This is a genomic window from Stenotrophomonas sp. Steno-Z2 (assembly GCF_056393235.1).
On the sequence record NZ_JBWJOY010000011.1, the window covers coordinates 71,905 to 82,431 of the forward strand.

The following is a 10,527-nucleotide window of genomic DNA, read 5'->3' on the forward strand; positions in this document are numbered from 1 at the left end:
GGGCGGGAAGGATACCGGCAGCGGCCTTGCTTCCCATTACCCGTAGGAAAACCCCGCTCGGGCGCCGGGAAGCCGCCCTCACCGGTTGGGGCGGAGCAGGCCGCAGTACAGACCCTCGATGGCGAAATCCTGGTCCGGCAGGACTTCGATGGGCGCGTAGTCCGGGTTGCGCGGCAGCAGGCGGATGCGGTCCTTGCCGACCTTGAGCAGCTTGACGGTGATCTCGTCGTCGATGCGCGCCACCACGATCTGCCCGGAACGCGCGTCGCGGGTGCGGTGCACGCCGATCAGGTCGCCGTCGAAGATGCCCTCGTCGATCATCGAATCGCCCTGCACTTTCAGCAGGTAGTCCGGCGCGGGCGAGAAGAACACCTTGTCCAGCACCACGAAGTCGTCCGAGCCGATGTCCGCGCCGATCGGCAGGCCGGCGGCGACCCGCCCCAGCACCGGCAGGCGCAGCACCTGTTCGTCGGCCACCACGGCGGCCGGCAAGCCGGCGGCATCGCCTTCGTCGACCGGGCGCACCAGGCGGATGCCCCGCGCCCGGCCCGGCACGCGCTCGATGGCGCCGGCGGCTTCCAGCGCGTCCAGGTGGTATTGCGCCGAGCGCACCCCCTTGAAGCCGAAGGCGCGGGCGATCTCGGTCTGCGAGGGCGGCACGCCCTCACTGTCGATGCGCTCGGCGATCATCTGCAGGATCGCCTGCTGGGTCTGGGTCAGGTCCATGGTTAGTAGTATTACTACTAACAACCCGCATCGCAAGCCCCTGGATAGATCGGGTGTCCTGCCGCCGGATCCGCCTGTCTTGGAGGGAACACGGGCGGCCGGGGCCGCACGGACGCACCCCGCGGGCGCGGGCCGGTCGGCTAGCGGCGCTTCCCGCTGCGCCAGATCGAGAACAGGATCCACACCCCGCACAGGCCGGCGCCGAGGAAGCCGGCCACGCCCAGCGCCAGCAGCCAGCGGTTGGCGCCGCTGCCGATGCTGTTCATGACGATGGACGAGCCGATGATCAGCGCGGCGGTGACGATGCCGACGGTGAGGCGGTTGGCGGCGCGGTTGACCTGGTCGCCGAAGCCCTTCAGCCCCGGCGTGTCCACCATCAGCCGCATGCGCCCGCGACGGGCCGCCTGCAGCAGGCGGCGCAGGTCGCGCGGCAGTTCGCCGGCCAGGTCGAGCGCACCGAGCAGGCCGCGGCGGCCACGCCGCAGCACCGCGCGCGGCGCGTAGCGGCGGCGCATGATCCGCTCCAGGAACGGGCGCGCGGCGCCGGCCATGTCGAAGTCCGGGTCCAGTTGCCGGCCCATGCCCTCCAGGGTCAGGAAGGTCTTGATCATCAGCGCCAGGTCGGCCGGCAGGGTCAGGCCGTATTGGCGCAGCAGGGCGGTCACATCGCCCAGCATCAGGCCGATGCGCAGGTCCTTGAGCGGCACGCCGCGGTACTGGTCGACGAAACTGCCCAGGTCGTGCTGCAGGCGCGATTCGTCCACTTCCACGCCGCCGGCCCACTCCAGCAGCACGTCGGTGACCGCTTCCGGGTCCTGCGACACCAGCCCGTGCAGCAGCCGCGCGACCTGGAAGCGGCGCTGCTCGGACAGCCGCCCGACCATGCCGAAATCGATGATGCCGATGCGCCCGTCGCGCATGTAGAAGATGTTGCCCGGGTGCGGATCTGCGTGGAAGCAGCCGTCGTCGAGCACCATCTTGAGGATGATCGCCGCGCCGCTGTGGGCCAGCGCCACACGGTCCAGGCCGGCGGCATCGACGGCGTCCAGGTCGCGCCCGGGGATGCCGTCGACGAAGTCCTGCACGTTGAGGCTTTCGCAGGTCCACTGCCAGTGCACGCGCGGGATCAGCACGTCCGGGTAGCCGGCGAAGTTGCCGGCGATGCGCTCGGCGTTGCGGCATTCGGCGGCGAAATCCAGCTCGCCGCGCAGCGACCGGGTGAACTGCTGTACCACCTCCGAGGGGCGATAGCGGCGCAGGTCGGGCAGGCGTGCCTCGATGATCTCGGCCAGCCGCGCCAGCAGGCGCAGGTCGGCCTCGACCACGTCGCGGATGCCGGGGCGGCGCACCTTCAGCACCACCGGCGTGCCGTCGTGCAGCCAGGCGCGGTGCGCCTGCGCCAGCGAGGCAGCCGCCATCGGCCGTTGTTCCAGCCGGGCGAAGGCCTGCTCCGGCGGTTCGCCCAGGTCGGCCTCGAGCTGCCCGCGCACTTGTTCGTAGGGCAAAGCCGGTACCGCGTTCTGCAGTTCGCTGAACTCGGCGATCCATTCCGGCGGGAACAGGTCCACGCGCGTGGCCAGCACCTGCCCCAGCTTGACGAAGGTCGGGCCGAGGTCTTCCAGCGCGCGCCGCACGCGCACCGGCGCGGACATCTGCTGGATCTGGCCCGGGGCGTTCCAGTGCAGCAGGCGCCCGGCGCGCTGCAGGACGTCGGCCATGCCGATGCGGCGGACCACGTCGCCGAAGCCATGGCGGATCAGGACGGCGGCGATTTCCTGCAGCCGGCCCAGGTCGCGCACCGTGCCCAGTGCTTCCCACATCAGCCGCGCCCTCCGCGCCAGAACCGGTGGCTGCGCATCACAGCAGGGCCTCCAGCCCCTCCAGCGCGCGCGCCACGGTCTGCCGCCGCACCGCGTCGCGGTCGCCGTCGAAATGGAACAGTTCGGCGCGCGTGTAGCCGCCGCGCCGCTTCCAGCCTATCCACACGGTGCCGACCGGCTTGTCGGCGCTGCCGCCGCCCGGCCCGGCGATGCCGGTGACGGCCACGGCGACGCTGGCGCCCGAATGCACCAGCGCGCCGGACACCATTTCAATCACCGTCTCGCGGCTTACCGCGCCCTGGCTTTCCAGCGTCTGCGGGCGCACCCCCAGCAGCGCCTGCTTGGCCTCGTAGCTGTAGGCCACCATGCCGCAGTCGAACCAGTCGGAGGAACCGGCCACGCCGGTCATCGCCTTGGCGATCCAGCCGCCGGTGCAGCTTTCGGCGGTGACCACGCGGTCGCGCGCGGCGCGCAGGCGCTCGCCGATGCGGGCGGCAAGCCGCTCCAGTTCGGTGTCGTCGGGAAGGGGCATGTCGGCGCCTGCGCAGAACGGTTTCCCGTTGTAACGCAAAAGCGCGGCGCGGCGAAACCGCCGCGCCCGCGCCGTGCCATGCTCAGCGGCCGCAGCCTTCCAGCTTCAGCGTCTGCCCCGGCTTGATCGCATAGGCCGGCGCGCGCAGGCCGTTGGCGCGCGCCAGCGCCGGCACCTCACACTGGAAGCGCGTGGCGATGCGGCCCAGGGTGTCGCCCTTGGCGACCCTGTAGCTGCGCGCGGCAGGACGCGGCGCCGGGCGTGGCGGTGCCACCGGCGCCACGGACGCGGGCGTGGCCGACTGCATCGACTGCACATCGCCCACCGCCACGCTGCCGGTGTAGTCCGCAGCCTGCGGGCGCTTGATCGCGGCGTTCACGTCGGCGGTGATCAGCGCCCGCGCCAGGTCCGCGCGCGGGCCGCTCACGCATTGCCGGTTGTACAGCCCGGCGATGCGCGTGGTGGCGTTGATGGAGGTGCCGGCCGGGATCCAGCCGTCGGCCTCGTAGCGCGGGTTGAGATTGCGCAGCACGCGCATGTAGCCGTCGCGGGTACCGGCGCTGCCCAGGCAGATGGTCAGCTCGTAGATCGTGGTGGACCGGGCCAGGCGGATCACCGCCGGCTGCGCGTTGACCTTCGGGAACTCGACGCCGTACTGCTGCGGGTGCAGGAAGATCCACGCCGCGGCGATCACCATCGGCACGTAGTCCTTGGTCTCGCCCGGGAACTGGTTGTAGGTCGCATCGGTCCAGAAGCCCTGGCCGCCGCCCTGGTTGTATACCCGCAGCGCCCTGCCCTCGCCGCCATTGTAGGCGGCCAGCGCCAGTTCGATGTTGCGGTTGAGCTGGGCCATGCGCTCGTTCATGTAGGTGGCGCTGGCTTCGGCGGCGCTGCGCGGGTCGAAACGGGTGTCGAAGCCGGTGCCGTCCGGGCCCAGGCCGAAGCGGCGCCCGGTGGCCGGCATGAACTGCATCAGCCCGGCCGCGCCGGCGCGCGAGGAGGCATGCACGCGGCCGTTGGATTCCTTGGCCATGATGCCGAACAGCAGCGCCTCGGGCAGGCCGCGCTTCTCCCATTCCGGCCACATCACCGCGCGCAGGTTCATGTAGTTCTCGTAGCTGGTCAGAAGCGCCGGGCGCATGTCGGTCAGCCAGCGGCGGATGCCGGCCTGGATCGCCGGGTTGTACTCCACCATGTCGTCGAAGGCATGGCGGTGGTCGTTGAGCAGGGCCGCCGCGCGCGCGGCCTCCGGCACGTCGGCGACCAGCGGGCCGACATGGTCCGGGTCGGCCTCCAGCGTATCGCCGGCCTCGTCTGCGGCCTCGCCGGCGCTGTCGTCGGCCTGCTTCTTCAGCAGCCGCTTGTAGGTGGACAGCAGGGTGCCGACCTGGCAGCCCTTCTGGCCGATGCAGGCGTCGATGACGTCCTCCATGTCCTCCAGCGCCGCATTGCCCTCGGCGGTGCCCTTGGGGTCGGCGTTGGCGACCAGCAGCAGCGCATCGGTGTAGCGCTTCTCGGCCGCGGCCATGCGCTGCTCGATCGCTTCGATCCGGGCCTTGTCGCGGGCGGACACGCGCTGCGCGTGGGCGGTGGGGACGGCAAGCAGCAGCGAGGCGGCGACCAGCAGCGAGCAACGGACGGACGGAACGGAAGCGGGCATCAGCGGCATTACGGACGGAAAGGCTGGCAGGGTAGCCGCCGGCCTCGTGCCGCGGCAACCGGCACGACCAGGCGATACAGTCGGCCGTTAGAATCCCTCCCACGTACCCCCGAGAGCACTCCATGGACCCCATCCTGATCGGCAAAGGCGTAACCGACGACATCGCCGTCACCCTGCTCCCGCGCTTCGGCAACCGCCACGGCCTGGTGGCCGGCGCCACCGGCACCGGCAAGACGGTGACCCTGATGACCCTGGCCGAAGGCTTCTCGCGGCTGGGCGTGCCGGTGTTCCTGGCCGACGTGAAGGGCGACGTGGCCGGCCTGGCCGTGGCCGGCGACGGCAGCGAGAAGCTGGCCCAGCGCGCCGCCGAGATCGGCGTGGCCGGTTACGCGCCGGCCGCCAGCCCGGTGGTGTTCTGGGACCTGTACGGCCAGCTCGGCCACCCGGTGCGCACCACGGTCAGCGAGATGGGGCCGACCCTGCTGGCGCGCATCCTGGAACTCAACGACACCCAGGCCGGCGTGCTCGACATCGTGTTCAAGCTGGCCGACGACCGCGGCCTGCTGCTGCTCGACCTGGACGACCTGCGCGCCCTGCTCAACCTGGTGGCCGAGGAACGCAAGGACGTGTCCACCGAATACGGCCTGGTCAGCGCGCAGTCGGTGGCGGCGATCCAGCGCGCGCTGCTGCGCCTGTCGCAGGACGGCGGCGAGAACTTCTTCGGCGAGCCGGCGCTGGAACTGGCCGACATCATGCGCGTCAACCACGACGGCCGCGGCGTGATCGGCATCCTCGCCGCCGCGCAGCTGATCCTCAAGCCGCGCCTGTATTCGACCTTCCTGCTGTGGCTGCTGTCCGAGCTGTTCGAGAAGCTGCCGGAAGTGGGCGACCTGGAGAAGCCGAAGCTGGTCTTCATCTTCGACGAGGCGCACCTGCTGTTCGACGACGCCCCGGCCGCGCTGGTGCAGCGCATCGAGCAGGTGGTGCGGCTGATCCGCTCCAAGGGCGTGGGCGTGTATTTCTGCTCGCAGTTCCCCGATGACGTGCCGGCCAACATCCTCGGCCAGCTCGGCAACCGGGTGCAGCATGCGCTGCGCGCCTTCACCCCGCGCGACCAGAAGGCGGTGAAAACCGCGGCCGAGACCTTCGTTCCCAATCCGAAGCTGGACGTGGTCGCCACGCTGTCGCAGCTGGGCACCGGCGAGGCGCTGGTCTCCACCCTGCAGGACAAGGGCGTGCCCTCGCCCGTGCAGAAGACGCTGGTGGCGCCGCCGCGTTGCCGCATGGGGTCGATCACCGACGTCGAACGCACGCAGGTGCGCGCCGGCAGCCCGGTGGGCAGCCGCTACGACACCGCGGTCAACCGCGAATCGGCGGCGGAAATCCTGGCCCGGCGGGCGCAGCAGGCGGCCGAACAGGTCAAGGCGCCGGCAGCGCGCACCCGCGAGCAGGACGAGAGCCAGGAAGGCGGCTTCGGCCAGGCCATCAAGGACGCCATCTTCGGCACCAGGCGCCGCCAGGGCATGATCGAGACCATGGCCAAGCAGACCACGCGCACGGTCGGCACCAAGCTGGGCAACCAGATCGTGCGCGGCATCCTCGGCGGCATCTTCGGCGGCAAGCGCTGAACCATGTCGCGCTGGCGTCCCCCCGCGGAAAAGAGCACCGCCCTGATCACCGCGCAGGGCCATGCGCGGCTGAAGGCCGAGCTGGACGAGCTGTGGCGGCAGCGCCGGCCCGAGGTGGTCAAGGCGCTGGCCGCCGCCGCGGCCGAAGGCGACCGTTCGGAGAACGCCGAATACACCTACCGCAAGAAGCAGCTGGGCGAGATCGACCGGCGCGTGCGCTACCTGAGCAAACGCCTGGAAGCGCTGCGGGTGGTGGACACCCGCCCCAGCGACCCGGACGCGGTGTTCTTCGGCGCGACGGTGGAACTGGAGAACGTGCAGTCCGGCCAGACCCACGTCTACCGCATCGTCGGCCCGGACGAGACCGACGCGGCGGCCGGCTGGATCAGCATCGATTCGCCGCTGGCCCGCGCCCTGCTGAAAAAGCGCATCGACGACGAGTTCGAAGTGGAACTGCCGGGCGGACGGCAGGGCTTCGCCATCGTCGGCATCGACTACGCGGCCGGTGCGCAGGAACTTCCGGACCCGGACGCCTGACCCTCCGCCTCCCCTCGCGCCGCGCCTGGATCGCGGCTGCGATCCGCGCACGCCACACATACGCCGGCGCATGCGGGCGGCCGGTCCGCGCTGTGGAATCAAGCCACTAGCCAACGCCATCCGGAACATACCCGGACGTATTTGACGCGCCTTCGACTGGCTGTGTATTGCTTCGCGGTTGCCCATGTCATGGAAGAAGCATGCACGCTCCCGAAGCCGTCGCTCCCCCTCTCGAACAGGACGTCACCAGCCAGCGCCGGCCAGCGCGCACCGGCATCGTCATCGACGCGTCCTGCGACGTGTCGGCCGATTTCATCGCCCACCCCGACGTGGCGGTGATCCCCATCCCCATCCGCATCGGCCCGGTCACCTATGTCGACCAGCACGACGCCGACGCCACCAGTCGCTACATGCGCGAGAACGCCAACGGCGAGGGCGTGACCGGCCAGTCGATCCCGCTGGACGCGGCGCAGATGAGCGCGCTGTTCCTCGAACGCTTCGCGCTGGAATACGACTCGGTGTTCTGCCTGACCATCACCGCCAGCCGCAGCCCGATCCACGACGCCGCCCGCCACGGCAGCACGCTGGCGATGAACGCCATCCGCACCGCGCGCCAGGCCTCGGGCATCACCCGGCCGTTCCAGTTCCGGGTCATCGATACCCGCAACATGTTCGCCGGCTCCGGCGTCCCGGCCATGGCGCTGATGGACATGCTGCAGGCGCAGGTGCCGCCCAAGGACATCCGCGATCCCCTGCAGCGCATCATCGACACCACCCACACCTATTACGTTCCCGACAACCTGGGCTACGCCCGCACCCGCTCGCGGGTGCGCGGCGACCGCAGCATCAAGCTGCTCAACGTGCTGCTGGGCAGCGCGCTGGACATCAAGCCGGTCATCCTCGGCCGCAACGGCGATACCCGGCCGGTTGCCCGGTTCCGCGGCCGCGAAGAAGCCTGGAGCCGCCTGTTCGCCCATGCCGGCACGCGGGTGCGGCGCGGGCTGCATGCGCCGCACCTGGTCGTTTCCTATGCGGGCCCGGTACAGGAGGTGCTGCAGCTGGAAGCGCTGGCCCGGCTGCGCCAGACCTGCGGGGAGGAAGGCGTGCGCCTGCACGTGCTGCCGATGAGCATCACCGGGATGATGAACATCGGCCCCGGCGGGCTCACCCTGGCGTTCGCCGGCGAGCCGCAGGACGACCGCTTCTGAACCCACTCGCAGGAGCGCACTCCAGTGCGCGATGGCGGCCTTCCCGGCAAAGCCCGTCGCGCACTGAAGTGCGCTCCTACGGGCGTCCCTGCGTGAGCGCCTACACTTCACGCAGCGGCGGTGGATACCGGCGTCCCGCGCGCAGCGGCCGGAAATAGTCGGCCTGCCCGTGGAAGGCGGCGTCCTGGCGCGGATGCCAGCCCGGTACGCCGGCCAGCGGCAGCGGCCGCAGTTCCAGCGGGTCGTCGAGGATCTCGCCCGCCGCGATCGCTTCGGCGACGCGCGCCACGCAGGCCGCGTCGTCCCTGCCCTGCACCACCACGGCGCGCCCGACCAGCAGGCGCCCGGGCAACAGCGCCTGCTCCATCAGCGCGTGCCCGACCACCGCGGCGACAGCGATGCCGCCGTCCCGCCAGCGCGCCGCCTGCACGGCGAACAGGTCGGCCCAGCGATGGCCATCCCACAGCGGCAGCAGCGCCGGATCGGCGACGCGCACGATCACCCCGCACTCGTCGAACTGGGTCAGCGCCTGCTGCGCGCGGTTGCGCCGCCGCGGCCCCATCGCGGCGATGTGCAGGCACTGGCGCGCGTTGAGCGCCGACTTGATCCCCGGATGACGCGCCCAGACCAGGGCATTGAACAGGTCGTGCCAGTTCTCACTGCGGGTGGCGATGAGCCCGTGCGCGGCGATGCGCGTCTCGTAGTGCAGGCCATCGGCAAGCAGCGCCGTGTCCTGCGTGGCGAAGCGCCGCCCCGGCAGCGGCAACGCCGCGTTGAGCGTGTCGATACCGGGCCATTCCGGGGCCGTCAGCAGCGCCCGGTGGCCGGCGTACTGCGCGAACAGCGGGTGCCGGAAACACGCCGGATCGACCTGCCCGCGCGGCGGCGCGAGGAAGCGGCGCCGGTCGGCACCGGCATCGCCCGGCTGGCCGGTCACAGCACCTTGAGGTCGAACGGTCTGGCGGCCGGCTTGATGACGGCGTCGCCGAACAGGTCGTGCTCGTCGCTGTCGGTGATTTCCACGTCGACGAAATCGCCCACACGCAGCCCGGCCTCCTCGGCGTTCTGGACATGCACCAGGCCGTCGATCTCGGGGGCGTCGGCCTTGGAGCGCGCCACCGCGATGCCATCCTCGATGGCGTCCACCAGGCACTGCTGCACGCTGCCGATCTTCGCTTCGAGCCTGGCGGCGGAAATGGCGGCCTGCTTCTCCATGAAACGCGCCAGGCGCTCCTGCTTCACTTCTTCCGGCACCGGGTCGGGCAGGTCGTTGGCGGTGGCGCCTTCCACCGGCGAATAGGCGAACGCGCCGACGCGGTCGAGCTGGGCGGCATCGAGGAAGTCGAGCAGCTGCTCGAACTCGGCCTCGGTTTCGCCCGGGAAACCGACGATGAAGGTCGAACGCACGGTGATGTCCGGGCTGATTTCGCGCCAGCGCAGCACCCGCTCCAGGGTCTTGTCGACCGCGCCCGGGCGCTTCATCAGCTTGAGGATGCGCGGGCTGGCATGCTGGAACGGGATGTCCAGGTACGGCAGGATCCTGCCCTCGGCCATCAGCGGCACGACGTCGTCCACGTGCGGGTACGGGTAGACGTAGTGCAGGCGCGTCCACGCATCCAGCTCGGACAGGCCCTCGCACAGCGCCTTCATGCGCGTGGCGTACTCCCTGCCGCGCCAGGTACCCGGCGCGTACCGGCGGTCCACACCGTAGGCCGAGGTGTCCTGCGACACCACCAGCAGTTCGCGCACGCCGCCCTTCACCAGGCGCTCGGCCTCGCGCAGCACGTCCTCGACCGGGCGCGACACCAGGTCGCCGCGCATCGACGGGATGATGCAGAAGCTGCAGCGGTGGTTGCAGCCTTCGGAAATCTTCAGGTACGCGTAGTGGCGCGGGGTCAGCTTGATGCCGTAGTCCGGCACCAGGTCCACGAACGGGTCGTGCTTCGGCGGCAGTGCGGCATGCACCGCGTCCATCACGCTGGTGTAGTCCTGCGGCCCGGACACGGACAGCACGTCCGGGTACTGCTCGCGGATCATCTCCGACTTCTTGCCCAGGCAACCGGTGACGATGACCTTGCCGTTCTCGTTCATGGCCTCGCCGATGGCGTCCAGCGATTCGGCCACGGCCGAGTCGATGAAGCCGCAGGTGTTGACCACCACCACGTCGGCCGAGTCGTAGGACGGCACGATGTCGTAGCCCTCCACCCGCAGCTGGGTGAGGATGCGCTCGGAATCGACGAGGGCCTTCGGGCAGCCAAGGCTGACGAAGCCGACTTTGGGGTTCAGCTGGGACATGGGGTCTGCGGTTCTGGGGGCCGGGGATCGGAATGACCTGGGGCCGGAAGCGCGGCGATTATACCGGGCCGCCATGAACTCCCGGCCCCGCCTCCGTTCCAGCCCCCGGTAGGAGCGGCTT

Annotated in this window: 9 protein-coding genes; 3 read left to right on the top strand and 6 right to left on the bottom strand. The window is 70.6% G+C overall.

Features of this window, described 5'->3' with window-relative positions; genetic code table 11:
- Positions 1-78: 78 nt before the first annotated feature.
- The 4 genes from lexA to AC06FP_RS16170 all read right to left on the bottom strand — a co-directional run bounded on the left by lexA (position 79) and on the right by AC06FP_RS16170 (position 4,738).
- Positions 79-726, bottom strand: coding sequence for a transcriptional repressor LexA (gene lexA, locus AC06FP_RS16155; protein WP_478076234.1), 648 nt, complete (start codon positions 724-726; stop codon positions 79-81).
- A 140-nt stretch (positions 727-866) separates the two neighbouring features.
- On the bottom strand, positions 867-2,546 hold the full coding sequence (gene ubiB, locus AC06FP_RS16160; protein WP_478076235.1) for a 2-polyprenylphenol 6-hydroxylase: 1,680 nt from the start codon (positions 2,544-2,546) through the stop codon (positions 867-869).
- 37 nt (positions 2,547-2,583) lie between these two features.
- A complete protein-coding gene (locus AC06FP_RS16165) occupies positions 2,584-3,078 on the bottom strand; it encodes a CinA family protein (protein ID WP_456116489.1) in 495 nt (164 codons plus the stop codon).
- 82 nt (positions 3,079-3,160) lie between these two features.
- A complete protein-coding gene (locus AC06FP_RS16170) occupies positions 3,161-4,738 on the bottom strand; it encodes a transglycosylase SLT domain-containing protein (RefSeq protein ID WP_456116490.1) in 1,578 nt (525 codons plus the stop codon).
- Between the two features lie 122 nt (positions 4,739-4,860).
- Here AC06FP_RS16170 and AC06FP_RS16175 point away from each other — a divergent pair, with 122 nt between their 5' ends.
- From AC06FP_RS16175 to AC06FP_RS16185, 3 genes are all read left to right on the top strand, one after another.
- Complete coding sequence (locus AC06FP_RS16175; protein ID WP_478076236.1) at positions 4,861-6,366, top strand: helicase HerA-like domain-containing protein; 1,506 nt, start codon at positions 4,861-4,863, stop codon at positions 6,364-6,366.
- 3 nt (positions 6,367-6,369) lie between these two features.
- The gene (greB, locus tag AC06FP_RS16180) at positions 6,370-6,903 is read left to right on the top strand and encodes a transcription elongation factor GreB (RefSeq protein ID WP_456116492.1); all 534 of its coding nucleotides are present in this window, start codon (positions 6,370-6,372) and stop codon (positions 6,901-6,903) included.
- Positions 6,904-7,103: 200 nt separating this feature from the next.
- Positions 7,104-8,111: a DegV family protein gene (locus tag AC06FP_RS16185; RefSeq protein ID WP_478076237.1), complete on the top strand. Its 1,008-nt coding sequence runs from the start codon at positions 7,104-7,106 to the stop codon at positions 8,109-8,111.
- Positions 8,112-8,211: 100 nt separating this feature from the next.
- On the opposite strand, the gene AC06FP_RS16190 is transcribed toward AC06FP_RS16185, so the two are convergent.
- Positions 8,212-9,048, bottom strand: coding sequence for a DUF3025 domain-containing protein (locus tag AC06FP_RS16190; RefSeq protein WP_478076238.1), 837 nt, complete (start codon positions 9,046-9,048; stop codon positions 8,212-8,214).
- The gene (gene rimO / locus AC06FP_RS16195) at positions 9,045-10,406 is read right to left on the bottom strand and encodes a 30S ribosomal protein S12 methylthiotransferase RimO (protein ID WP_478076239.1); all 1,362 of its coding nucleotides are present in this window, start codon (positions 10,404-10,406) and stop codon (positions 9,045-9,047) included. The genes AC06FP_RS16190 and rimO overlap by 4 nt, the downstream gene beginning before the upstream one ends.
- Positions 10,407-10,527 lie beyond the last annotated feature (121 nt).

What these genes read in the sequence shown, in the direction of transcription:
- lexA (WP_478076234.1), bottom strand. Translation starts at nt 726, where the DNA reads ATGGACCTGACCCAGACCCAGCAGGCGATCCTGCAGATGATCGCCGAG.
- ubiB (WP_478076235.1), bottom strand. Translation starts at nt 2,546, where the DNA reads ATGTGGGAAGCACTGGGCACGGTGCGCGACCTGGGCCGGCTGCAGGAA.
- AC06FP_RS16165 (WP_456116489.1), bottom strand. Translation starts at nt 3,078, where the DNA reads ATGCCCCTTCCCGACGACACCGAACTGGAGCGGCTTGCCGCCCGCATC.
- AC06FP_RS16170 (WP_456116490.1), bottom strand. Translation starts at nt 4,738, where the DNA reads ATGCCCGCTTCCGTTCCGTCCGTCCGTTGCTCGCTGCTGGTCGCCGCC.
- AC06FP_RS16175 (WP_478076236.1), top strand. Translation starts at nt 4,861, where the DNA reads ATGGACCCCATCCTGATCGGCAAAGGCGTAACCGACGACATCGCCGTC.
- greB (WP_456116492.1), top strand. Translation starts at nt 6,370, where the DNA reads ATGTCGCGCTGGCGTCCCCCCGCGGAAAAGAGCACCGCCCTGATCACC.
- AC06FP_RS16185 (WP_478076237.1), top strand. Translation starts at nt 7,104, where the DNA reads ATGCACGCTCCCGAAGCCGTCGCTCCCCCTCTCGAACAGGACGTCACC.
- rimO (WP_478076239.1), bottom strand. Translation starts at nt 10,406, where the DNA reads ATGTCCCAGCTGAACCCCAAAGTCGGCTTCGTCAGCCTTGGCTGCCCG.